Raw genomic sequence first — 21,469 nt, 5'->3', positions numbered from 1 at the left:
GAGACGCCGTGGGCCAGACGATCATCCTCAGTTTTCTCGGTGGAGTGATGGGCGGGAACGCCCTCCCTCATTTCGTACGGGGCATCACCAGGGAGCGTTACCCGAACATGACCGGCAACGGGCCCCTGTCCAATTTCGTCAGCGGGTGGGCCGGGCTCGTCCTGGCGGTGCTGCTCGTGTACTGGGCACATGCCGACCGTCATCCCGTCTGGGCCTTCGGCTCCGCCGCCTTCGGCGTACTTCTCATCGGACTGTTCCACGCGGGACCGGGCGCCTTCGGTCGAAGAGAACCCCAGCACGCGGGCCTGGCCGACGAGACGACCGGTCCTCGTTCCGAGTAGAGCCCGTTCGTTCCGGTACGTGGTCAAGGTTGACGGCTATGAGCAGGCCCGTGGCGATCGCCCCGGAGCCGAAGTGCCCTTGTCGGAGGCATCGCGCTTGTAACGGTGCACCTCGTCGCCGCGGATCGGTCGGTGTGGGCACAATGGTCGTATGACCTCCGACCTCGACGAGCTGCGGCGACTGCGGCGGGCCCGCGACCGGATGGACCGCGAGTACGCGCAGCCCCTCGATGTGCCCGCGCTCGCTCGTACGGCGCTGATGTCGACCGCGCATTTCAGTCGCCGCTTCCGCGACGCCTACGGCGAAACGCCGTACTCCTATCTCATGACGCGGCGTATCGAGCGGGCGAAGACGCTGCTGCGCCGCGGCGACCTGAGCGTGACGGATGTCTGCTTCGCGGTCGGCTGTACGAGCCTCGGGTCCTTCAGCGCGCGCTTCACCGAGATCGTCGGGCAGACGCCGAGTGCGTACCGCGCGGGCGACCACGACGACCTCCGCCTCCTGTCGGGCTGCCAGGCGATGGTGCTGACCCGGCCGCGGCGGGGGCGCGGGCAACAGAACAGCTCATCCGTCGCCGCGTCCGCCTAATGTCAGGGGCATGACAGTTTCACTCAGCGGCGTCCATGTCCTCGTCGACGATCCCGACGCCGCCCTCGTCTTCTACCGCGACACGCTAGGTCTGACCGTGCGCAACGAGGTCGCCCACGACGGTTTCCGCTGGATCACCCTCGTCACCGACAGCCAGCCCGAGATCACGATCGTGCTCTCGCAGCCGCACGCCGGCCGCTCGCGGGAGGACGGAGACGCCCTCGCCGCCCTGCTCGCCAAAGGTGAGCTGCAGATGATCCAGTTCCGCGCCGACGACCTCGACGCGACCTTCGAGAAGGTCGTCGCCGCGCCCGGCGCCGAGGTGCTGGAGGAGCCCGCCAATCGGCCGTGGGGCGCCCGTGACGCCGCCGTTCGCGACCCCGCGGGCAATCTGGTCCGCATCGATCAGGGGTGACGCCACCGCTGATGCGCTGAACTCGCCGTACGTCCATGAGCCCCGGAATGCCTAAATACAGCATGCGGGTCAGCCCCGCCGAGCGGTGGCATGCTGTTCTCGTGCCGAGCGAACTCGTGGAACTGGCGCTACGAGAGTTTCGCGCGGCCCCCGAGCGGCGTGATGTGCGGATCGAGTCCCGGTCCGGCGCCGGTGTTCATGCCGTGCGGACGATCGACGGTGAGGCCGCCTACCTCAAGGTCACTTCGCCCACGCTGGGTACGCAATCGCTGGCGGCTGCCCGGCGGGAGTTGCGCTTCTACCGGTACCTCGCACCGACCGCTCCCGTGCAGTGCGCTGCCGCCGGTCTTCGTCCACGGGGACTGCCACACCGACAACATCGTGCACGCCACGGGCCCACCGGTATTTTGCGACTGGCAGTCGACCGGAGTCGGCCGGGCCGTATCCGACCTGGCCTTCCTCAGCGTGCGCGCAACGTCCTCGGGTGTGGTCGTCCCCTCGGCGCTGATCCATGCCTACGTGGACCGTCGCCCCGGGGACCACAAGCTTCTGGAATGCGCTCTGGTGGCGGAAGAGCTCGCCGTCTTGGTCTTCCTCTGGCCGCCCTATGCCGCGTTCAACAGCCCGACGGGGATCGCTCGCGTCCAGTCCAGGGCACGCGAACTCGCGGAGCTGTACCTCGGCGAGGCGGCCCACGAGAGAGGTTGACGTGATCGTGGGCACGTAGCGCCGCTGACCTGGGCGTCAGGCCGGTTATGAGTGACCGTGGATTCCCTTGTCGCCCGGTTGACGGCCCACTTTCGTCCATCGATCAGACTGTGCCCGTTTCGAGGAGAATACTTATGGTTCGGAGGTAGCCACATGACGGGGGAGACGTGCGCCTGCAGCAGGAAACGCTGGTCATGCGGGAGCCGTATCGGACCGTGGGCTTGTGGGTGCGTGTGGTCCTTCTGGTCGTGCTGCTATGGGGTGCTCTTTTAACCGTTCTCAGCGCGAATCCCCGGGAGCGTTCTGCCACGGACTTCCAGACGGCGCTACACGCTGGGCAGATCACGTACGTGATCTACGAGGGCAGCGGTGATCACTTGCATGATTTGCGCTGGTCCATTGGCCCTCTGTTCTGGTATCAGGCGAAGGCGTCGTCGACGCTGACCTACATGAGGCGCGATCTGCTGAACGATCTCAGCGCCGTGAGTCCACGTCCGGTGGTGCGGTGGGTTTCAAGCCGTAACAACGGTGGCGGGCTGTTGCCTGATTGGCCGTTCCAGGTTCCCGTTCCGCGCGTGAGCTGGCTGGTCACGGTGGCATGGATCGCCACGTTCGTGATCATGATCGGTACGGCACGGCCCCGCCTCGGCAATCGATGGGCGTGGTTCTGGCTTTTCTCGGTGGGTGAGATCGGTGCCATCATGTTCCTGTTCTCCGAGCCCCGTGCGGTGTGGCGCGGGCTTGGACCTCAGGAACCTGCCTCTGGCCGGATGAGCGGTGGTCAAGGCTGCCTGATGGCCATCTGTCTCAACTTCCTGATCTCCGTCTTGGCCGCTGTGGAGATCTTTGGCGGGGTGCAGACCCTGTTTGATGTGCTGGCACGGCCCTGAAGATGGCCGCTGGGTGCTGAGTGCCTGAGGCTCCGGGTGGCGGATATCGAAGGCGCGCGGTGCTCACGGCAGACGGCTCAAGGTCTGTGGTGAGGTACGGCCGGCAGGATCGCGATTCCGGCTCGTGCGCACGTTCTATGCGGACGGATGCCCCTTGTCGGCCACGACACCGAGGGGCACGCCACGCAGGCTGAGCAGCATGAGAACGGCGCAGCCCCCGGTGAGTGCGATGTCGGCGACGTTGCCGACAAACAGGCCGCCATAGTCGATGAAGTCGACGACGTGCCCCTGGGCGAAGCCGGGAGCGCGGAAGAGCCGGTCAAGCAGGTGGGAAGTGGCGCCGCCCAGCAACGCGGCCAGCGCGACGGTCCAGGCGGTCGAGTGCAGCCCACGCGCGACACCCATAGCGCCGGAGTCCCAGCCTCGTCACCCGCGAACCTCGTTCCTCCGACACCACTACCCCGCAATCTATGACCTTCCAGCATCAAATCTATCGAAACGACCCTTTCCTGCGAGCGTGTGACGCCGGCCGATGCCGATGCCGATGCCGATGAAGCGGTCCGTCTATGCCCCTGATCCGCCTGTTGACGGCCGACACGGCATTTCATACGTTGCGCGTGGGCCTTCCCCTGGGTGCCCGGAACCGGAAGGGGTTGCGATGACCACCGAGCTGGATCCGAACGGAACTTGGCCGGATATCGTGCCAGGACCACTTGCGACACCGTCACCGGAGTTCGCCCGCAGGCGCGAGTCGGGGCCGCTGGAGCCCGCACCCATGCCCAGCGGCGACCATGTCCCGGTGGCCGTCAGGTACGAGGACATCCGGGCTCTGCTGGCCTCACCCACCTCCAGCCGCAATCTGCGTCTGCCGGGGTTGCCGCGGTTCGTGAGCGGCGTCGGCATCGACGACGACCCGGACGCGCTGATCAATCAGGACCCGCCGGACCACACCCGCTACCGCCGGATCATGCACGGCACCTTCACTCCGCGCCAGATCGAACCGTGGCGCCCTCGCATCGCGAAGATCGCCGGAGAACTCCTCGACGACTTGGGTGACGACTTCGATCTCGTCCAGGGATACGCCCTGCAGCTACCAGGCCGTGTCATCTGCGAGATGCTCGGCGTGCCGCTGGACGACTACGAGCAGTTCGTCCGGTGGACGGACATGTTCCTGACCACCTCCACGGTGACCGAGCAGGCGCGTTACGAGGGCTACACCGAATTCATGGCCTATGCCGCGGAGCTGGTCGCCCAGCATCGGGCCACGCCCGGCAGGGACCTCATCGACCTGCTCATCCAGGCCAGGGACGAGGATGACCGGCTGTCGGAAGGTGAGCTGGTCAACACCGTCTTCTCTCTCATCACGGCCGGTCACGAGACGACGGCGTCGATGATCGGCCGTGGTGTCTTCCGGCTGCTTCTGCATCCCGGACAGTGGGCTGAGCTGGTCGCGGACCCGTCGCTGGTGGCGACCGCCGTCGAGGAGATCCTGCGCTTCGACGGGCCGCCCGCCAGCGCCTTCATGCGCCGGATCACGGAAGACACCGACCTCCCCGGTGGCTCGCTGAGTGCGGGGACGGTCGTCATGCCGAACCTGAACGCGGCCAATCACGACCCGCAGGCGTTTCCCGATCCCGGCCGGTTCGACATCCACCGCTTCACCGACCACCCTCCCAACCCGCATGTGGCATTCGGTTACGGCCCGCACCGCTGTCTGGCCGCCAGCCTCGCCAGGGTCGAGCTCACCGAGGCGATCCGGACTCTGGTCACGCAGCGCCCCGCCCTCCGCCTGACGATTTCGCCCGAGTCGGTGACCTGGACCGATGGTCTGGTCTATCGGCCGGTCGCCATGCCCGTCACCATCGGAGGCTGACCTCAACCGAGCCACGACCACGTGCCTGTCTTCGAACCCTGTGCTGCTACCGGCACCGTCGGCTGGATGTACGGGTGCGGAGTGGTCGCCACCGATACGGCTACTGTTCAGCTCGAACCAACGCCACGGTCTTCGCGTCGCATGTCTCCGGTGCCGGGGGTCCCTGCATCCAGGCCGTAACGCAGCAGCACAGCGCCTTTGGGCGAGGCGACGGGCGGCTCGAGGAGCATCAGGTTGGCAGGCACCGCACCGCCGTCGAACACCTTCTTGCCGACGCCGAGCACGATGGGGAAGACCCACAGGTTGAGCCGGTCGAACAGGCGCTCGTGCAGGAGGGTCTGCACCAGGTTCAGGCTTCCGATCACGTGGACGTGCTCATGCCTGCCACGCAGCTCGTGTACGGCGCTCACCAGGTCAGGTCCCAGCTGCGTCGAGCCCGCCCAGTCCAGATCCGGGTTGCCTCGCGAGGCGACGTACTTCGGGATTTCGTTGAACAGCGTGGCGATCCCGCCGTCGACGCCGTCGACCTGGTTCGGCCAGAACGCGGCGAAGATGTCGTAGGTCTTGCGGCCCAGCAGTAGGGCGTCCATGCCCTCCATTCCGGCCCCGACTTGCCGGCCGACCGTCTCGTCGAACAAGGGCGCCTGCCATCCCCCGAACGGAAAGCCGTCGGGGTCCTCCTCGGAATCGCCCGGCGCCTGGCCGACCAGGTCGAGCGTCGCGAACAGGTCGATGTGGATTGTGCCCATGGTGTCCTCCTCTTTGCGTCCCGGCTTGTACCGGCACGAACTTAGACCGGCGTCCGGACGCAAACTCATCGAACGATCGCCGAGGACCCGACCGGCGACAGCACGCGATCAAGCCCGAATCTGTATCGGCGTGAACACACGATGTTCTGCGACCGGCGATGTGGTCAGAAGTGGGTGGTGATTCCGAATGCATCGCGGAGTTGGGCCATGTCGTGACGGTCCCGGTCGCTGGGTTCGTATCCCTGATGGAAGTAGACCTGCTGAGCAGCCGACAGACAGGGCACCTGAACGCCCTCAATCAGGCCTGCGACAAAAGAGTCCGCGGGGTAGGGAAAAGTGCCGCCGTGATCATCGGCCGACTGGACGGCGGAGCCGTCCGAGTGGAATAGCAGCGGGTGCAGGTCCAACTCGAGTCCATTGAGATCGCTCATGACGAAGCGGACGGGTCGCCCCGGCCAGGCGGGCTTTTCGATGAACCCAGCGGTTTCCAGTGTCTTGATCAGCAGAGGTTCCTGCTCGATGCGATGTATCAGGTCAAGGTCACGATGCTCCCGGGTGACTTTGCCGACCAGAGCGTCGATGCCCCACCCGCCGGCGACCCAGACGTCGGAGCCCGCGCTATGAAGCAGTGCCAATACTCGAAGAACCTCATTTGCTTTGAACATGGCAATATCCTGTCGTCTCTATCGGGTCGCTGCGGCATAGGGGCCGGTCCCGGCCGCAAGCGATTCGTGCCGCACTCCGCAATTACGCTGATCCACAAAGGATGTTCGGCATCAACCTGTTACTTTGAGCCGGACCCCAGGGCCGGACGAATTGAACGTCCGCTACTCAATCATGGTCAGCTATGGTGACCACATGGGCCCACCGCCGGATTGTGGAAACCGGCGGCGCGAGGTTGTCACCGGCCGATTTTCGCGCCAGATCGAGCGTGCCCGATCGGCCGCGCTTGTCGGAGGCGTTCGTGGGCGCCCCGCCGTGCTCATTGAAGTCATTGTTCTGCTGCTCGGGTTTCTGCTCTTCACGCACTTCCACGCCGCCGCCGGCAAGGACATCGCGTCTGCCACCGCCAACGCTCTTGCCCTGCAGTCCGTGGAACACGCCCTCCACGTGGACATCGAGCAAATGGCGAACGAGTGGCTCACCGAACATCCGGCCCTGATCCAGCCGGCGGTGTATTACTACCGCTTGTACTATGTCGTGCTTGTCGGTGTGCTGCTATGGCTTTTCGTCCGGCACGCCGATGTTTACATCAAGGTCCGCCGGACCCTTCTCGCGATGGTCGCCCTCGTTCTGCTGGTTTTCTGGGCGCTGCCCATGTCGCCCCCGCGGTTCGCCCTGCCGGGCGTCGTCGACATCGTCGCTGAATACGACATCCTGGGGAGCCATGCCTCACAGGGGACCGGGAACGGCCAGAATCTCTACTCGGCCATGCCCAGTCTGCATGTGGGATGGTCGGCGTGGTGCGCGTATGCCGTTTGGTCCGCGCTCCGGGCCTCTCACCCGCGATCGGCGCTGTTGTCGTGGGTGTTCCCGCTCGTCATGGCGGCAAATGTGCTCGTCACGGGGAACCACTACGTGCTCGACATCGTCGGAAGCGGCGTGTTGCTCGGCGTCTCCATCGCTGCCGCATCAGTGTGGGGCCGCCGCGCCGAACGCCGGCGCAGGGCGAGACCCGGCATTCGGGCTCAAGGCTGCACACCCAGTCGTCCTTGGCGCTGATTCGTCGAGGGTCAGAGCCAAGATGTGGGGTTGCTGAAATAGAGGCCGCAGGCGCAGCCGGACTCCCAACAACCGGTGCATACCGGCTGGCGCAGACCGGCGTCCAGCCTGCGTGGTGACTGAGAACAGCAGCCACTCGACGCCGGGCACGGGGAGGTGAGCACGCTCTGTCTTGGCGACGGACCCTGTCTGCCTGGTCACCTTGTCTCGGAAGCAGGCGGATCTCACGTTCCCCGAGACGTGACTCTTGCTTCCGCTATAACGTCCGTGTTATGAATTGGGGAGAGGTGGAGCCAGAAGTCGATGAGTGGTTTGACGAGCTTGATCAGGAAGACCAGGAGACAGCGGCGTTCTATGTCGACCTGCTGGCCGAGCGTCTTGCTCGACGAGCCCCACACCCGTCAACTCCGCGGCAAGCTGCGAGAGTTGCGGTTCCACCTTCATCGGGAGGCGGTACGGATCACCTACTGGATCGCCCCAGGAAGGCGGATCGTCATGCTGACGGTTTTCCGCAAGCAGCGGATGCGTGAGGACGGCGAGATCGGGCGTGCGTGGCGGGCCCTGCAGCGGTGTATCGCTGAGGCTCATATCGCAGATGAGGAGTGAGCGGCATGGGGGAGCGCAGGACTTGGGCTGACAAGAAAACTGAGATCATGAGTCGTCCAGGTGCGGGAGCGGCATATGAGGCGGCTAGGGTTCGGTTCGAACTGGGTGAGGCGGTACGGCTGCGGCGTGAGCAGCTAGGGCTGACCCAGGCCGAGCTGGCCGAGCGCACAGGGCTGAAGCAGCCGGCGGTGGCACGGTTCGAAGCGGGGGGAACGATGCCGACCATACCGATGCTGGAGCGGCTCGCGGAGGCTTTGGAAATGCGGCTGAGTGTCCAGTTCCAGCCGCTACGGGAAGCGAGCTGATCTCGCCGGAGCGGCGTTCAGGGCTCGCAAGGTGCCGAAGTGGCACCCAAAACAATCAAGGCCCGGGTCGGTAATCATTCCCTGACCTGGGTCTTTGTGATTAGAGCGGATGACGGGAATCGAACCCGCGCTGTCAGCCCTCGCCTTCGTGGTCGCCGTCGTGCTGATCTCGGCCTCGCCGGGGCCGGCGATGGCATTGATTTTCGTCGTGCCGCGCTGCGGGGCTTCACCGGAGCGGTGCCCACGGTGCTGGGACTGGAGGCGGGTCTGTATGTCTGGGCGCTATGCGCGGCAGGCGGCCTGGCCGTCCTGGTCGCCGCCTCGGAGGTGGCCTTCGTCGTCCTCCGCGTGATCGGTGAGCTGTTTCTGCTGTATCTCGGGGTGAAGGCCTGGCGTACGGCCTGGCGCAGCCGCGGGGCCGAAGTGACGCCGGAGGTCGTTGAAGAGTCACTGTCGCGCAGCGCGCGTGGCTGGTGGACGGCCTTCGGCGAGGGCATCGTGGTAATGCTCGCGAACCCGAAAGCCGCAGTGTTCATGATCGCTTTCTATCCGCAGTTCGTGCCGTCGAACCGGCCGCTGTTCGCCACCACCGCTCTGCTGGCGCTGGCGCAGGTGGCGATCGAGACCGCCCTTATCTCACCCTGGCGGCCGCGGTGGGCCGTGCCGGAGGCTGGTTCCCGTCGTCGCCTGGAAGCTGTTAGCGGCGCCGTTCTCATTGCCTTGGGCCTGCACGTGGCCACCTCGACCCACTGACCGCTACTCCGGTAGGCCACAAGTCCGAGAAAGATCAAAGCCCGGATCCTGAATCCATAGGTCGCTCGGGCTTGTCACGATGGTGTCCACGTGAAGCCCCCATGAAAGTTGGTCGCTAGTCAAGACCGACTTCTACCAGGGGCTTCACGCCGTTCGACGGCAGGGCTCGAACCTCGGGGCCAGCTACGTCAGACCCCTGCGTCACCACACAAGGACACCGCCGGTTACAGGGAAGGGTTCACTGCCCAGGCGCCAGCATTGGGCTGTTGTGATAGGCGGCGATCAGCCACCGGCCGTCCCGCTTCTCGAAAACCCAGGTCGCATTCACCTTGCCCGTGTCCGGAACCTCGGTCTCGCCGGCGAACAGGATGCCGGATTCGCTGACGACGATCGCGGCGTCCCTGCCGACGAAGCGGAGGCTGAGCTGCTTGTTGTAGGTCGAGCTGCCCTTGAGCGGCCCGTCGAAGGCCAGGGCCATGTTCTCGCGGATCACGTCACGGCTGTCGCGGAGCGAGCCGGTCATGATGGCGGTCGCGTCCGCGGTGTAGTCGGCGACCATGCCGTCGGCGTTGCCGGCCTCCCACGCCTTGTAGGAGGCAACGAGTACCGCCTGGATGGCGGCCTTGTCTTCCGCACGACTGTCTGACATCGGATTCTCCCTTGTGATCGGTTCGCCCGGGGTATTCGGGCGAACTCGTCGATACATACCGGCGGTGGGGTCGGAACTCATCGCGCCCGCGGAGAGGCGTTGGGGTGCTCGAGGCGACCGAGGAGAAGGGCTGCTGGGCCCGCCTGCCTGGCGGAGAGCGTCGTCCCGACACCTGGACCTACTTGACCGACGGCATCAGGACGAATGAGAAATCCAGTTTCGTCCTGCGGTTCAGCGGCATATCGATCTTGACTCTGTGGGCGAGCTCATTACGGCTGATGCCTAATCCATGAGCGATGAGCCGTTCGGGACGGACTGGCACGGGATCGTCGAAGGTGACCGTGATCTGAAGGGGCCACGGATCCTCGGGAACGGGAGGTGCGTGGAGTTCCCAGCACCCGTCCCAAACGAGCGCGAACCGGTTGCGCCGGGCGATCAACGGGTCGAGAAGGGTATCCACGACGAGGGAAGGCGAGTTGGCCGAGTAACCGGCCAGAAGGTCAGCGGGCAGTGAGCGGACCGGGACGCGATCGTGGACGGTGAGCTTGCTGGTCCAGCCACAGGAAACGCAGTTGACCAGGAGCCAGACGTCGAGAAGTTTGCCGTTGGCGTTGACGCGGAATCTGCCGTTGCCGACGGTGGCGCGGTCGGAGGGGCAGGCCACGCACCGGAGGGCGAGCAGGGGCAGGCGGGTGCGCCGCACGGCCCAGGGCAGCACGATATGAGGATGTGAAGACATGATCTCTCTGAAGACCCGACGAAGAGCATGGAAAACAGAGCCGACGGCGTCGTCGGCGACCAATGCGCAGGGGAGTGTCAGGTCTAAAGAGCAGGCGGCGTCATGCGCGCGAAGTCCTCACGTTGGGGGAGAACCCAAGCTAGGCGATCACCGTCCACAAGCTCCACCTGTTTTCGCGACCGCCGTCAGCCTGGCTAATGGCCCGATGGGCGAGGGTGGCTGGGGGAAACCATCCGGTGCTCGGACAGCGACCACGCGTACGTCCGCCGCGACGGCGTGGATGAGGAACTCACGCCGTCGCCCGATTCGCGACTGGTGGATGTCAACCTTGATCCACCGTTTCCGAACGAACCACTTTCCGGGCTGTCCGGCTGCTTGCCGACGAGGGGTTCGTCGAGCGATTCCGGCCGAGAGTCGTCTCCACCACCTTGGCCGTGGCCTGGGTCGCCGCCGGCCGGCGAGCCGCATACGTCACTGACGGCCATCTACAAGACAGCGTGCACTTCGCCAGCGGGATCGCGTTGTGTCAAGCCGCCGGATGCGTGGTTACCGGCATCCATGGTCAGCCACTGCACACCGGCGCAGGTGGGCTCGTCGTGGCAGCTGACCAGGAGACGCACGCAGCGTTGCTGGAACTCATCGGCAACCAGTCTCCACCTGACCGGTAAGCCTTGCGATGATCACTCGAATCCGCCCATCGGGGTGGGGCGGCGGGTCCTGGAGGAAGATGCCGTCAACGCCTTCCTGCACGCGATCTTGTACAAAACCAGACTCGTCGAGGATCTCATCGACGGGAAGCCTGACGCCGTCCGGGCTGCGCTGAAGGAGAACCTGCAGAACTGGTCGGCCCCCGGATCCTCCGTCGTCGACGAACTCCTCGACCACCTCACCGAGAACCATTCCGCACCGGGCGCCTTCCTGGCCGGCGTGATGTGGTTCCGGCACCCCGAAGGCAACCCGATCACCTACTACGCCAATGAGACCAAGCCGGCTCCGTCCGACCGGTTCTCCAAGAAACATCACCATCCTGTGGCCGGACAGCGACCCGCTCTTCCCCCCGGAGTGGAGCGACACCCTGGACGACTACTACAGCGACTACAGCCTGCACGTCATGAAGAACGTCGGGCACTTCAGCCCGTTGGAGGCGCCGGAGACGTGGGCAACATACGTCCTTGAACACGTGGCGGCGGCCGCGAAGGAGTGAAGGAGGCCCTGCTGTCCTTCTAGGCGTGCTCCGAGCATTCAGAGGGACGACCCGCAGGACCTGTCCTGGGCGCAACACGTATGGCGTTCCGTTGCTCACTCGGACTTTCTGACAGCTTGAATCAAGCAGGTGTCCGAAAGCGATACATCTTCCTAGCTAGATCTCCGTTCTCGCCTGCTCGATTTGCCGCACGATGGCATGGGCACCATGCGCCTGTGCGATGGCGTGAGCCTCGTCGAGTGTCGCGAGCGCGTCCGCCCGGCGGTCCTGGGCGGCGGCGATGTAGGCCAGCCCGACCATGTTGGCGGCCACGCCCGGCAGGGCCCCGACTTCCCGGCGCAGTCGCGACGACTCCTCCAGTCGCTCGCGCGCTTCATCCAGCCGACCGGCCATGTGTGCCGCGATGCCCAAGTGCCGCAGGGCCTCGGACTGGGTCGGCTTGTCGCCGACCTGCGCCGCCAGCCGGCAGGACTGCTCCAGTTCCGGAACCGCAGTCTCGTTGTCACGCCGGATGACCTGATGTAGGCAGCCGATCCAGAACAACGCCTCGGCCTCGCCGCGCGCGTCGCCCAGCGCCCGGTACAGCTCGATCGCGCGCTCGAACAACGGCAGTTCAGCCGGGTCCTCGACGGGTGACGAGCCGGCGCTGGCGCGCTCGTTGAGAAACCGCGCATGCAGGATCCGCCCACGGGCCAACGCGGCATCGGCCTCCACCGCGTCCAGGCCCCGTTCGGCGTTGGTCAGCACGCTGGCGTCACCGCTGAACACTGCCCGTTCATAGAGCGTCTTGGCCCGTTCGATCCGGTCTTCGGCGCTCATCGCCGCCCCCGCCCTGGCGTCGCCACTACGTGCTAGATCAGCAACAGAGTACTCCGGCCAAGATCGTCATGCTGGCCATCGCGGCTACTGCATATATAGGTGGTTGCTCAGACGGCGGCGGACAGTTGTTGACTGATCGGTTCCTTATCCGTATGGTCGTCGCATGGGTAGGCCAAGGACGTTCGACATCGATACGGCGGTGGACCGCGCGATGGAGTTGTTCTGGCGTCAGGGGTTCGAGGCGACCTCGACGGAGGATCTCGTGGAGGGTCTCGGGATCGCCCGGGGCAGCCTGTACAAGGCGTTCGGATCCAAGGAGCAGCTCTATGCGATGGCGCTTCGCCGTTACTGCCAGCGCCACGCGGAGGGGCTGATCGAGATACTGGACCGGGCGGAGCAGGTGCGTCCGGCGATCCGGGCGGTGCTCTTGGAGTTGGTGGAGGCCGACCTGGCCGATCCGGAGCGGGGGTGCCTGCTGGTCAACGCGGCCACGGAGCGCTCGGCGCACCCGGACACGGTGCAGCAGGCCTCCCGCACAATGGGCCAGATTGAGTCGGCCCTGGCCGGGGCGTTGGAGCGGGCCCGGGCCCGCGGGGACATCGCAGCGGACAAGAAGCCGCAGGAACTGGCCCAGTTCCTGACCACGTTCCTGCAGGGTCTGCGGGTGATGGGCAAGGCCCGCGCGGATCGAGTGTTCCTCGAAAACGCCGTCAAGGTGGCCGTGGGCGCGCTCGACTGACTTTTGCTACCCGAAGTATTTTTGCTGCCCGAATTAGGAACTGATCAGTCAACAATTGAGGAGTTGTAGTGGATCTCGAACTGCAGGGCAAGGTCGCGGTCGTCACCGGCGCGAGCAAGGGCATCGGCCTGGCCACCGTGGCGGCGTTGCTCGACGAGGGTGCGCACGTGGTGGCGAGCAGCCGCACGAGCACCCCCGAACTAGACGCCCTGGCCGCGCGTGGCGCCACTGTGGTGCTGGCCGACATCACTGACCCGGGTGTCCCGCAGCGGCTCATCGACGCCGCGCTCTCGACGTACGGGCGCCTGGATGTGCTGGTCAACAACGTTGGCGCCGGCGGTGCCCGGTCGGGTTTCCTCGACGTCGACGACGCCGAGTGGGCCCGGATCTTCGACGTGACGTTCTTCAGCGCCGTGCGCACCAGCAGGGCGGCCCTGCCCGCTCTGCTGGACACCGGCGGGGTGATCGTCAACATCAGCAGCATCAATGCCCGGCTGCCGTTCCCGATGGTGGTCGACTACTCGGCGGCGAAGGCGGCGGTGGCCAACCTGACCAAGACCCTGTCGGAGGAGTTCGCGCCGCGTGGCGTGCGGGTCAACGCTGTCTCGCCCGGCCCGGTGCGGACCCCGTTCTGGACCGACCCGGGCGGCTTCGCGGACGCCGTCGCCTCCGGCGCCGGAGTCACCGCCCAGCAAGCGCTCGACGAGGTTGTGCCGCAGAGCATGGCGATCAGCACCGGCCGGATCACCGAGCCCGGCGAGGTCGCCGACCTGGTGCTGTTCCTCGCCTCCGCTCGCTCCGCCAATACCACCGGCGCCGAGTTCATCCTCGACGGCGGCCAGGTCAAGACCCTCTAACCGACACCACCCGCACCCATGACGCGGGCTTCTGCGGATAGGACAGTCATCTCACGGCGCAAGACTCAGGCCGCGGAACATCTCGGGCAAGGACCTCAACTTGATCGCTGAGTTCATCGACGCGAACGAACTGGGCCTTGCCCTCGAACGGATGGCCGACGTGCTCTCCGAGGAGGAACTGCCATTGACGGCAGGCGAGCGCGCCGACATGCTCGCACTCGTTGACCGGATGCAGATGGGCGACCGGGTTCCCAGAGCCCTGTCGTTCTGTCCCGACCGGTGACGCGTTCAAGTGATCTCGATCAGCGTTTCCAGGTCTGACGGGCGCAACGCGGGTCGGACGGATTCGGCTGGGTCGCGGTGAGAGATTTCTCCGGGGCCGTGTCGATCCGCGGTCCGCTCGTTCGACGTGAGGGTGCGAGGGTCGAGAGGCGGCCCCGCCGGATGAGGAGAACGCGATGCCGAAGTACCTGCTGATCATGCGGGGCACCGATGAGTCGAACGCGGCCATGATGGCCGACATCCACGAGATGATGGCCAAGACCCGCCAGTTCATCGAGGAGACGGTCAAGGCCGGCGTTCTCCTCGCGGCGGAAGGGCTGGACGATCCAGGCCAGGGCGTCGTGGTCGACTTCAGCGGTGAGGCCCCGGTGGTCACGGACGGGCCGTACGGAGAGACCAAGGAACTGTTCGGGGGCTTCTTCATGCTCGACGTCGCCTCGAAACAGGAGGCGGTCGAGTGGGCCAAGCGGGTCCCGGCGGCCCCCGGGTCCAAGATCGAGATCCGGCGGGTGCCCGGGGACGACGAGGTCCCGCAGGTCGACGAGTGACCGTAAAGGACTGGGCCGGGCGCGAGAGCACCGGCCGGATCTGATGGGTACGGCCGACGTCGAGGCCGTCTGGCGGATCGAGTCGGCGCGGATCGTCGCCGCGCTGACCCGGTTCACCGGCGATTTCGGGCTGGCCGAGGACGCCGCCCAGGAGGCGGTGGCCGAGGCGCTGGTGTCGTGGCCGCTCGCCTCTCCGGCGAATCCGGCCGGCTGGCTAATGGCCACGGCCCGGCGGCGGGCGATCGACGCGATCCGCCGCCGGACCGCCCTCCAGGATCGATACGCCCTGCTGGCGACCGACGTGGCGGTCGACTCGGCGGTTGACGAAGAAATCGATCCCGACAAGATCGACGACGACATCCTGGCGCTGATGTTCGTCAGCTGCCACCCGGTGCTCTCCCCCGAGGCCCGGGTGGCGCTGACCCTGCGCGTGGTCGGCGGCCTGTCCACCGAACAGATCGCCCGCGCGTTCCTCGTACCCGTGCCGACCGTGCAGGCCCGCATCACCCGGGCGAAGAAGACGATCGCGGCGGCCGGGGTTCCGTTCGAGCTGCCGCCGGCCGCCGACCGCCGGGAACGGCTGGGCGGCGTGCTCAGCGTCATCTACGTGATCTTCACCGAGGGGTCGACGGCCACGTCGGGCGACCGGCTGCTACGCCCCGACGTCGCGTACGAGGCGATCCGGCTGGCCCGCACACTGGCCGCGCTGCAACCGGACGAGCCCGACGTGCACGGCCTGCTCGCGCTGTGCGAGCTGACGGCCGCGCGCTTCCCGGCCCGGACCGGCCCGGACGGCTCGCCGATCCTGCTGGCGGACCAGGACCGGCGGCGGTGGGACTTCTCGGCGATCCGCCGTGGGCTGGCCGCGCTGGCCAAGGCATCGACTCGCGGGCTCGGCCCCTACGGCCTGCAGGCCGCGATCGCCGCCGCCCACGCGTCGGGTCCTTCCGTCGAGGCAACCGACTGGGACCGAATCGTGGTGCTCTACGAGGCACTCGGCCGAGTCGCACCCTCGCCGGTGGTCGAACTCAACCGGGCCGTCGCCGTGGCCATGGCCTCAGGTCCGGCGCAAGCCCTGGCCATCGTGGACGAGCTGATCGCCTTGGACCGGCTCCCCGGTTCGCATCTGGTCCCGACCGTACGCGGTGAGCTGCTGGCCCGCCTCGGACGGCGACCGGAGGCGCGCGCCGAGCTGGAGCTGGCGGCCCGGCTGTGCGCCAACCAGCGCGAACGCTCCGTGCTGTTGCGCAAGGCGGCCGCGCTGAGCTGACTTCTTCAACGCGGCCGGCCGGGATTCGAGCGCTGGCCCGCTAATAGCCTGTCGATCACAGATGACCTCGTCGCCGGGGCCGCCAGGTTTGCCCATCGAAGGTGTCATGTCGTCACTGCAGAAGTGGCCCGACTCGGGCCGGTGACTAGGATCAACGTGACGAACACCCCGAAACAACAGCAACTTGCGCAGGGCCGTACTAACCCCCCGAGTTAACGCGAGAGGGAGTCGTGGAACTTCGCGACATCGAGATCTTCCTGACCCTGGCCGAAGAGCTGCATTTCGGGCGGACCGCCGAACGGCTGCGCGTGACCACCGCCCGCATCACCCAGGCCGTCAAGAAACAGGAACGCCAGATCGGCGGCCAGCTGTTCGAGCGCACCAGCCGCACGGTCCGGTTGACCCCGCTCGGCCGGCAGCTCCGCGACGATCTCTCGCCCGTCTACTCCGGGCTGCAGGACGGCATGCGCCGTGCCAAGCTGGCCGCCCAGGGCGTCACCGCCGTGCTGCGCGTCGGCATGATCCCCCTCAACGCCCACGAGCTGCGTCCCTACTGGGAGACCTTCCGCGCCCGCCACCCGCAGTGGAAGCTGCAGATCCAGCACGCCCCCTTCGTCGACTCGTTCGCCGGGTTGCGCCGCGGCGACCTCGACATCCTGATCTGTTGGCTGCCGGTCGAAGAACCCGACCTGACGGTGGGCCCGGTCTTGTTCGCCGACCCGCGGGTGGTGGCCGTGGCCGCCGACCACGAACTCACCCGGCGCACCTCCGTCTCGCTGGAGATGCTCGCCGACTTCCAGCACAGCGACGGCCCGTCGATACCGGACTACTGGGCCGACAGCTTCTGCCCGTTCTACACCCGAAAGGGCCGCCCTATCGAACGCGGCCCGTTGGTACGCAATACGGAGGAGATTTTCACCCTGACCAGCACCGGGGAGCTCGTCAACCTCTTCCCCGCCCACATGACGCGCTATTGGAACCGGCCCGACATCGCCTATCTGCCCGTCAGCGACATCGACGCCCTGCCATATGCCCTGGTGTGGCGCACCGAGACCGAGAACGAGCGCATCCGGGCCCTCGCCCGAGTCGCCGCCGACATCGGCACCCTCGTCGTCTGAACCGCGCACCCTCACGTCCGAATGGCGCCGGCTTTCGGGGGAGCCCGTGAAGATAAATCACCCAGAAAACAATCAAGGCCCGGGTCGGGAAACATCCTCTGACCTAGGCCTTTGCTGTTGGAGCGGGTGACGGGAATCGAACCCGCGCTGAAAGCGCCATTGCAGAGAACATGCCTTGTGGAGGGCGCTGGCCTGCGGCTGGGGCCGGTCGTTAATGACCGTGAGTGCCCTTGTCTTACCGGGGTTAACGGCACGACGATCATGGTGCTCGTCACCATGGCTAATGGCGCGACGATGAAGTGGGTCGGTTCGCTCCGGCCGACCCGTACGACGGGGGGTGTAGTCGCGGGGACATCAGTGAGACGACGTGAAACAGCGGGAGGATTGAAACGCTTTCTCCATGCGAATAGGGTTCCCATTGCTGATCTTGGCCGCCGTCGTAGCCTTGCTGCCAGGGACAACGCATGCGCAGGCGTCGGGTGATCCCCAAAGGGCCACCGTGCATACCGCCGAGGGCACCCTGGAGGGTGTCGTCACCTCAGACGTCCGGACCTTCTCCGGCATCCCCTACGCTGCGCCGCCGATCGGCGCGCGGCGCTGGCAACCCCCGGGCCGCGCTCCGGTGTGGACGGGGGTGCGCGACGCCACCAAACCCGGCAGCCCCTGTCCCCAGCTCGACGGCAGCACCCCCGGCCAGCCACCCAAGGTGGTCGGTAACGAGAACTGCCTCTTCCTCAACGTCACCACCCCCGCTGCGCGCTCCTCCGGGCCGCTTCCCGTCATGGTCTGGATCCACGGCGGAGGGTTCGTGCAGGGCGCGGGCAGCGACTACGACCCGACCCGACTGACCACGCAGGGGAAGGTCATCACGGTGGCCCTCAACTACCGGCTGGGAGCTCTGGGCTATCTGGCCCATCCCGACCTGCGTGACCCGTACGCGGGCAACTACGCGCTTGCGGACCAGCAGGCCGCGCTGCGCTGGGTGAAGAGCAACATCACGGCCTTCGGCGGTGACCCCGCCAACGTCACGATCTTCGGCGAGTCGGCCGGCGGCTTCAGCGTGTGCGCCCATCTCGAAGCGCCGGGCTCACGAGGGCTGTTCCAGAAGGCGATCGTGCAGAGCGGTCCCTGCGGCAATGATTTCGTCACCCTCAAGGAGGCCCGGGCACGGGCCACGAAGATCGCCTCCGACCTCGGGTGTACGACGCAGGTGCTGTCCTGCCTGCGGGCAAAGCCCGTGATGGATCTGCTGCCCATCGGCTCCGACCGGGTCTTCACCGCGACCGCCCGCATCGGCGACATGCCCTGGATCTTCACCGCGGGCACGCCCGCGCTTCCGCTGCAGCCCCTTGACGCGCTGCGCCGCGCGCGCACCGCGCGGGTGCCGCTGATCCAGGGCGGCACCCATGATGAAATGCGTCCCTTCGTCGCCGTGCAGTTCGACGCACAGGGTCTGCCCGTAACGGCGCAGCAGTACCCGCAGATCCTCGTCGACCTCATGGGCGACGACGCCAGAGCCGTGCTCGATCGCTATCCGCTCGGCCGCTTCGCCACGCCCAGTCTGGCGCTGGCCACCGTCCTGAGCGACTGGGGCCGTAAGCTCGGCGCCTGCTCCCAGCTTCCGGCCGCCGAGGCGGCGGCCCGCCATATGCCGGTATACGAATTCGAGTTCGCCGAAGACTCTGGGCAGGAGATCGTCGGCCTCCCGCTCGGCGCTGCGCACGGCACCGACGTGCCCTACCTCCTGGACGGCCCAGGCACGCCGCCCACCACCCCTGCGAAGCAGGAGCTGTCACGCGGCATGATCGCCTACTGGACGCGCTTCGCCGCGACCGGCGACCCCAACGGTCCCGGGCTGCCGCGTTGGCCGGCCTATCGCTCCGGTGGTGGCGCCACGCTCTCGCTCGCTTCCGGGCCGGACGGCATCCGGCCGGTGGACCTCGCCACCGAGCATGACTGCGCCTTCTGGAACGGCAACTGAACCGTCACCTCCCCCCCAACGGCACGCCCGGCTGACGGTTCGGTCGGCCGGGCGTGGCCCAGCGAATCCGGCAATCAACTCAGAGGGAGTTCCAGTGGACAGGGGACAAGGCGCGCAGGCATCTCACGGCAGGCCGAGGCCGCCTGACGCGCGCGGGACGGTCGGAGCGCGGCAGCTCCGCGGGCGGCCCGGGACTCTGCTGTCCCCGCCGTGGCGCAAGGCCCTGCGCACCTTGCATGTGATCAGTTCGGTGGGGCTGCTGGGTGCGGACTCCGCCATCCTCGCTCTCGTCATCGCCGGGTGGCAGGGAGCCGACCCTGTGAGCATCTATCCGGCGGCGCACCTGCTGGGCCTGGCGCTCATCATTCCCCTGGCGCTGCTCTCCCTCGCCACCGGCCTTGCGCTGGGCCTGCTCACTCCGTGGGGGGTGCTGCGCCACTGGTGGGTGCTCCTCAAGTTCCTGCTCACCACCGGCGGCACCATCCTGGCCCTGTTCGTGCTTGTGCCCACCCTCGAAGACGCTGCCGCCACGGCGCTCGCCGGTCGAGCTCTCGCTGACCCGTTCGCGCTGGTCAAGGACTCCGGAGGTGCGTGCGGCGTGCTGATCGTGACCGTCGCGCTCAGCTCCTACAAGCCGTTCGGCCAACTGCCCTGGGTGCTCGTCCGGAAGGCAAGACATCTGACGTAAGCGCGACGCGATCTTGCGGCGTGGTGCCTTCTGCTGGACGAGTCGGAACAGGTGGACATGGGGTTGGCCGGCCAACGCTCTGGCGTGGACTATCGGTGCTTATGGGAATGTTCAGCGTGTTAAGAATGCCCGAACCGCTTGTCTGTCCGGAGTGCGGGGAGTCCGGGACATGGAAAGCGCAGTTCAAGTTCGGCGCTCTCGACCTTGAAGAGTACAAGGTAGGCCAGAGGGTGAATTGGGACTACACGTGGGATGTAGAGGGCGAACGCGGACATCATCGCGTGGCGGCCCAGGGCGTTCTAGAGGGTTGCCCACATTGCCATGCTCACGGTTTCGAGGAGCCGTGGGATTTGGTCGTCATCGAGATAGTCGATGACATCATCGTGTCGGCTGTGCGGGACACCAGCGGGGAAGGCTGGTGGGCGGGTGAATGGCGGGTCCTTGAGGAGTAGTCGGTGCTCTGCCTCGCGGTCCCTATAAGCACAATTCGGCAGCACAGACGCTGACGCTGATGTCCTGTCCCGGGACATGCTTGACAGTGCAGTCCCAGGACATGCTTGACAGGTGCCGTGTTCGGTCTTTTCGTAGGGGTCGTTTGCGGGCGTCGAGGTCGGTACCTGGCGTCAGGCTGCGTAGAAGGTTGCAAGCGCGGAGGCAAGGCTCTCCGGGTCCACCTGTCCGTGCGCCTGGCCTTCCAGAGGCTGAAGCCGGGCGTTAGGGAGAACGTCGGCGACCACTTGTGCCGCGTCACGCATACGGGCCGGGCTCTGGGAACCTGCCAGCACCAGGGTGGGGGTGTTGACGGAAGCGAACCGCTCGGCGGGGACAGTCCCTGGGCCGATGATGGCCGCTTCGTAGGCGAGGGTGTGCGCCACCGCCTCCATTCCTGCCCAGAACGGCTGCGTCTTCATCTGCCCGACCATCTCGGCGGGAACGTCGGCACCCTTGATCATGAACAGCTCGACCGCGTCGCCTCGGCGGCCCGCCTCCACCAGCGAGCTGATCTCCTTCTCGCTCGGTAGCGCGGGGCGGTTGCCGTCGGTGACGTAGGGAGGCTCGAACACCGCCAGCCTGGTGATCGCCAGTCCCTCGGCGGCCGCCTCCAGGGCGAGGGCGCCGCCGGAGGAGCCGCCGAAAACCATCGCCTGCCCTCCAGCCGCCTTGATAAGGGCGGCGAGGTCCTCGATCTCGCGCCGGACCTCGTATGGCGCGGTGTTGCCACTGTCACCCCTGCCCCGCCGGTCGTAGTTGAACACGGTGAAATGTGGTGCCAGCGCGTGGGCCAGGGCAGCGAAGATCGGGTCTGTCCGTTCGGCGAAGCCGCCGCCGACGAGGATGACAGACGGGCCGCTCCCGACCTGGTCGTAGGCGATGGTGGTGCCGTCGGCCGATGTCGCCTTCTGCATGTGGATCCTCATTTCTGCGATGTCATTCGGTTGGTGGACGATGAGCGCCATCGGTGATCATGCGTCCGCGTGGGGGCCTGGCAGAGAAGTGCCCTCCGCGAAGGGAGACGTGGTCAACCGGTGACGCGACCTACGCTGCGGCCTGTTGCCTCTTGTCCGACGGCTGATAGGTCAAGATCACAATGCCGTCGGGGCCGACCGGCCTCGCCTCGACTAGC

General features: G+C 66.6%; 28 protein-coding genes and 1 pseudogene. 21 read left to right on the top strand and 8 right to left on the bottom strand.

What is annotated here, in order from left to right; all coding sequences use genetic code 11:
• Nucleotides 1-8: 8 nt before the first annotated feature.
• The 5 genes from Psi02_RS31850 (at nt 9) to Psi02_RS31830 (ending at nt 2,943) form a co-directional block, all read left to right on the top strand.
• Entirely contained in the window at nt 9-341 is a 333-nt protein-coding gene (locus Psi02_RS31850; RefSeq protein WP_203979544.1) for a hypothetical protein, read from the top strand.
• A 151-nt stretch (nt 342-492) separates the two neighbouring features.
• Entirely contained in the window at nt 493-930 is a 438-nt protein-coding gene (locus tag Psi02_RS31845; RefSeq protein WP_239095331.1) for a helix-turn-helix transcriptional regulator, read from the top strand.
• 10 nt (nt 931-940) lie between these two features.
• Nucleotides 941-1,345, top strand: a complete 405-nt coding sequence (locus Psi02_RS31840; protein ID WP_203979543.1) for a VOC family protein — start codon at nt 941-943, stop codon at nt 1,343-1,345.
• 90 nt (nt 1,346-1,435) lie between these two features.
• The gene (locus Psi02_RS40875; RefSeq protein WP_308442286.1) at nt 1,436-2,053 is read left to right on the top strand and encodes a phosphotransferase; all 618 of its coding nucleotides are present in this window, start codon (nt 1,436-1,438) and stop codon (nt 2,051-2,053) included.
• Nucleotides 2,054-2,220: 167 nt separating this feature from the next.
• A complete protein-coding gene (locus tag Psi02_RS31830; RefSeq protein ID WP_203979541.1) occupies nt 2,221-2,943 on the top strand; it encodes a hypothetical protein in 723 nt (240 codons plus the stop codon).
• Nucleotides 2,944-3,078: 135 nt separating this feature from the next.
• Here the strand turns inward: Psi02_RS31830 and Psi02_RS31825 are convergent, their stop codons facing one another.
• Nucleotides 3,079-3,348: a signal peptidase II gene (locus tag Psi02_RS31825; RefSeq protein WP_203979540.1), complete on the bottom strand. Its 270-nt coding sequence runs from the start codon at nt 3,346-3,348 to the stop codon at nt 3,079-3,081.
• Nucleotides 3,349-3,601: 253 nt separating this feature from the next.
• Between Psi02_RS31825 and Psi02_RS31820 the strand changes: the two genes are divergently transcribed.
• On the top strand, nt 3,602-4,816 hold the full coding sequence (locus Psi02_RS31820) for a cytochrome P450 (protein WP_203979539.1): 1,215 nt from the start codon (nt 3,602-3,604) through the stop codon (nt 4,814-4,816).
• A gap of 107 nt (nt 4,817-4,923) precedes the next feature.
• Here Psi02_RS31820 and Psi02_RS31815 read toward each other — a convergent pair whose 3' ends face one another.
• Together Psi02_RS31815 and Psi02_RS31810 are read right to left on the bottom strand one after the other, a co-directional pair.
• Nucleotides 4,924-5,565, bottom strand: a complete 642-nt coding sequence (locus tag Psi02_RS31815; protein ID WP_203979538.1) for a dihydrofolate reductase family protein — start codon at nt 5,563-5,565, stop codon at nt 4,924-4,926.
• 164 nt (nt 5,566-5,729) lie between these two features.
• A complete protein-coding gene (locus tag Psi02_RS31810) occupies nt 5,730-6,230 on the bottom strand; it encodes a nucleotidyltransferase domain-containing protein (protein WP_203979537.1) in 501 nt (166 codons plus the stop codon).
• A gap of 313 nt (nt 6,231-6,543) precedes the next feature.
• Between Psi02_RS31810 and Psi02_RS31805 the strand changes: the two genes are divergently transcribed.
• The 4 genes from Psi02_RS31805 to Psi02_RS31790 all read left to right on the top strand — a co-directional run bounded on the left by Psi02_RS31805 (nt 6,544) and on the right by Psi02_RS31790 (nt 8,951).
• The gene (locus Psi02_RS31805; RefSeq protein ID WP_203979536.1) at nt 6,544-7,287 is read left to right on the top strand and encodes a phosphatase PAP2 family protein; all 744 of its coding nucleotides are present in this window, start codon (nt 6,544-6,546) and stop codon (nt 7,285-7,287) included.
• A 354-nt stretch (nt 7,288-7,641) separates the two neighbouring features.
• Entirely contained in the window at nt 7,642-7,893 is a 252-nt protein-coding gene (locus Psi02_RS31800; protein WP_239095329.1) for a type II toxin-antitoxin system RelE/ParE family toxin, read from the top strand.
• A gap of 5 nt (nt 7,894-7,898) precedes the next feature.
• Entirely contained in the window at nt 7,899-8,198 is a 300-nt protein-coding gene (locus Psi02_RS31795) for a helix-turn-helix domain-containing protein (protein WP_203979535.1), read from the top strand.
• 39 nt (nt 8,199-8,237) lie between these two features.
• On the top strand, nt 8,238-8,951 hold the full coding sequence (locus Psi02_RS31790; RefSeq protein ID WP_203979534.1) for a LysE family translocator: 714 nt from the start codon (nt 8,238-8,240) through the stop codon (nt 8,949-8,951).
• A 238-nt stretch (nt 8,952-9,189) separates the two neighbouring features.
• Here the strand turns inward: Psi02_RS31790 and Psi02_RS31785 are convergent, their stop codons facing one another.
• Together Psi02_RS31785 and Psi02_RS31780 are read right to left on the bottom strand one after the other, a co-directional pair.
• Entirely contained in the window at nt 9,190-9,600 is a 411-nt protein-coding gene (locus Psi02_RS31785) for an SgcJ/EcaC family oxidoreductase (protein ID WP_203979533.1), read from the bottom strand.
• A gap of 178 nt (nt 9,601-9,778) precedes the next feature.
• Nucleotides 9,779-10,318 (bottom strand): DUF1062 domain-containing protein, encoded by a 540-nt coding sequence (locus tag Psi02_RS31780; protein ID WP_239095328.1) that lies wholly within the window; start codon nt 10,316-10,318, stop codon nt 9,779-9,781.
• Between the two features lie 392 nt (nt 10,319-10,710).
• Here Psi02_RS31780 and Psi02_RS41185 point away from each other — a divergent pair, with 392 nt between their 5' ends.
• Nucleotides 10,711-11,007 carry an inositol monophosphatase family protein gene (locus tag Psi02_RS41185; RefSeq protein WP_203979618.1) on the top strand — a complete coding sequence of 99 codons (297 nt, stop codon included), beginning with the start codon at nt 10,711-10,713 and terminating at the stop codon, nt 11,005-11,007.
• Here the strand turns inward: Psi02_RS41185 and Psi02_RS31770 are convergent.
• Nucleotides 10,976-11,239 (bottom strand): hypothetical protein, encoded by a 264-nt coding sequence (locus tag Psi02_RS31770; RefSeq protein WP_203979531.1) that lies wholly within the window; start codon nt 11,237-11,239, stop codon nt 10,976-10,978. The genes Psi02_RS41185 and Psi02_RS31770 overlap by 32 nt on opposite strands.
• A gap of 76 nt (nt 11,240-11,315) precedes the next feature.
• Here Psi02_RS31770 and Psi02_RS31765 point away from each other — a divergent pair, with 76 nt between their 5' ends.
• Entirely contained in the window at nt 11,316-11,543 is a 228-nt protein-coding gene (locus tag Psi02_RS31765) for an alpha/beta fold hydrolase (RefSeq protein WP_203979530.1), read from the top strand.
• A gap of 156 nt (nt 11,544-11,699) precedes the next feature.
• On the opposite strand, the gene Psi02_RS31760 is transcribed toward Psi02_RS31765, so the two are convergent.
• Nucleotides 11,700-12,362: a tetratricopeptide repeat protein gene (locus Psi02_RS31760; protein ID WP_203979529.1), complete on the bottom strand. Its 663-nt coding sequence runs from the start codon at nt 12,360-12,362 to the stop codon at nt 11,700-11,702.
• Nucleotides 12,363-12,525: 163 nt separating this feature from the next.
• Here Psi02_RS31760 and Psi02_RS31755 point away from each other — a divergent pair, with 163 nt between their 5' ends.
• From Psi02_RS31755 to Psi02_RS31715, 9 genes and pseudogenes are all read left to right on the top strand, one after another.
• Entirely contained in the window at nt 12,526-13,101 is a 576-nt protein-coding gene (locus tag Psi02_RS31755) for a TetR/AcrR family transcriptional regulator (protein ID WP_203979528.1), read from the top strand.
• 68 nt (nt 13,102-13,169) lie between these two features.
• Nucleotides 13,170-13,958: an SDR family NAD(P)-dependent oxidoreductase gene (locus Psi02_RS31750; RefSeq protein ID WP_203979527.1), complete on the top strand. Its 789-nt coding sequence runs from the start codon at nt 13,170-13,172 to the stop codon at nt 13,956-13,958.
• 31 nt (nt 13,959-13,989) lie between these two features.
• Nucleotides 13,990-14,241 carry a MafI family immunity protein gene (locus Psi02_RS31745; RefSeq protein ID WP_308442289.1) on the top strand — a complete coding sequence of 84 codons (252 nt, stop codon included), beginning with the start codon at nt 13,990-13,992 and terminating at the stop codon, nt 14,239-14,241.
• Between the two features lie 175 nt (nt 14,242-14,416).
• A pseudogene (locus Psi02_RS31740) lies at nt 14,417-14,832 on the top strand (YciI family protein).
• Nucleotides 14,832-16,058: an RNA polymerase sigma factor gene (locus Psi02_RS31735; protein WP_203979525.1), complete on the top strand. Its 1,227-nt coding sequence runs from the start codon at nt 14,832-14,834 to the stop codon at nt 16,056-16,058. The pseudogene Psi02_RS31740 and the gene Psi02_RS31735 overlap by 1 nt, the downstream one beginning before the upstream one ends.
• A 230-nt stretch (nt 16,059-16,288) precedes the next feature.
• The gene (locus tag Psi02_RS31730; protein ID WP_203979524.1) at nt 16,289-17,176 is read left to right on the top strand and encodes a LysR family transcriptional regulator; all 888 of its coding nucleotides are present in this window, start codon (nt 16,289-16,291) and stop codon (nt 17,174-17,176) included.
• Nucleotides 17,177-17,675: 499 nt separating this feature from the next.
• The gene (locus Psi02_RS31725; protein WP_203979523.1) at nt 17,676-19,157 is read left to right on the top strand and encodes a carboxylesterase/lipase family protein; all 1,482 of its coding nucleotides are present in this window, start codon (nt 17,676-17,678) and stop codon (nt 19,155-19,157) included.
• 94 nt (nt 19,158-19,251) lie between these two features.
• Entirely contained in the window at nt 19,252-19,845 is a 594-nt protein-coding gene (locus tag Psi02_RS31720; RefSeq protein ID WP_203979522.1) for a hypothetical protein, read from the top strand.
• Nucleotides 19,846-19,970: 125 nt separating this feature from the next.
• Complete coding sequence (locus tag Psi02_RS31715) at nt 19,971-20,297, top strand: hypothetical protein (RefSeq protein WP_203979521.1); 327 nt, start codon at nt 19,971-19,973, stop codon at nt 20,295-20,297.
• A 171-nt stretch (nt 20,298-20,468) separates the two neighbouring features.
• On the opposite strand, the gene Psi02_RS31710 is transcribed toward Psi02_RS31715, so the two are convergent.
• On the bottom strand, nt 20,469-21,302 hold the full coding sequence (locus tag Psi02_RS31710; RefSeq protein ID WP_239095326.1) for an alpha/beta fold hydrolase: 834 nt from the start codon (nt 21,300-21,302) through the stop codon (nt 20,469-20,471).
• Nucleotides 21,303-21,469 lie beyond the last annotated feature (167 nt).

It is taken from the genome of Planotetraspora silvatica, from assembly GCF_016863315.1.
Classification (GTDB): domain Bacteria; phylum Actinomycetota; class Actinomycetes; order Streptosporangiales; family Streptosporangiaceae; genus Planotetraspora; species Planotetraspora silvatica.
The sequence above is the reverse complement of the archived record's forward strand: the minus strand, read 5'-3'. Positions and strand labels throughout refer to the sequence as shown.

Bases quoted from the DNA above. Each gene is read 5' to 3' on its own strand.
- Psi02_RS31845 (WP_239095331.1), top strand. From the start codon at position 493: ATGACCTCCGACCTCGACGAGCTGCGGCGACTGCGGCGGGCCCGCGAC.
- Psi02_RS31840 (WP_203979543.1), top strand. From the start codon at position 941: ATGACAGTTTCACTCAGCGGCGTCCATGTCCTCGTCGACGATCCCGAC.
- Psi02_RS40875 (WP_308442286.1), top strand. From the start codon at position 1,436: ATGCTGTTCTCGTGCCGAGCGAACTCGTGGAACTGGCGCTACGAGAGT.
- Psi02_RS31825 (WP_203979540.1), bottom strand. From the start codon at position 3,348: ATGGGTGTCGCGCGTGGGCTGCACTCGACCGCCTGGACCGTCGCGCTG.
- Psi02_RS31820 (WP_203979539.1), top strand. From the start codon at position 3,602: ATGACCACCGAGCTGGATCCGAACGGAACTTGGCCGGATATCGTGCCA.
- Psi02_RS31815 (WP_203979538.1), bottom strand. From the start codon at position 5,565: ATGGGCACAATCCACATCGACCTGTTCGCGACGCTCGACCTGGTCGGC.
- Psi02_RS31810 (WP_203979537.1), bottom strand. From the start codon at position 6,230: ATGTTCAAAGCAAATGAGGTTCTTCGAGTATTGGCACTGCTTCATAGC.
- Psi02_RS31800 (WP_239095329.1), top strand. From the start codon at position 7,642: ATGTCGACCTGCTGGCCGAGCGTCTTGCTCGACGAGCCCCACACCCGT.
- Psi02_RS31795 (WP_203979535.1), top strand. From the start codon at position 7,899: ATGGGGGAGCGCAGGACTTGGGCTGACAAGAAAACTGAGATCATGAGT.
- Psi02_RS31785 (WP_203979533.1), bottom strand. From the start codon at position 9,600: ATGTCAGACAGTCGTGCGGAAGACAAGGCCGCCATCCAGGCGGTACTC.
- Psi02_RS31770 (WP_203979531.1), bottom strand. From the start codon at position 11,239: ATGGTTCTCGGTGAGGTGGTCGAGGAGTTCGTCGACGACGGAGGATCC.
- Psi02_RS31765 (WP_203979530.1), top strand. From the start codon at position 11,316: ATGAGACCAAGCCGGCTCCGTCCGACCGGTTCTCCAAGAAACATCACC.
- Psi02_RS31760 (WP_203979529.1), bottom strand. From the start codon at position 12,362: ATGAGCGCCGAAGACCGGATCGAACGGGCCAAGACGCTCTATGAACGG.
- Psi02_RS31755 (WP_203979528.1), top strand. From the start codon at position 12,526: ATGGGTAGGCCAAGGACGTTCGACATCGATACGGCGGTGGACCGCGCG.
- Psi02_RS31735 (WP_203979525.1), top strand. From the start codon at position 14,832: ATGGGTACGGCCGACGTCGAGGCCGTCTGGCGGATCGAGTCGGCGCGG.
- Psi02_RS31715 (WP_203979521.1), top strand. From the start codon at position 19,971: ATGCCCGAACCGCTTGTCTGTCCGGAGTGCGGGGAGTCCGGGACATGG.
- Psi02_RS31710 (WP_239095326.1), bottom strand. From the start codon at position 21,302: ATGGCGCTCATCGTCCACCAACCGAATGACATCGCAGAAATGAGGATC.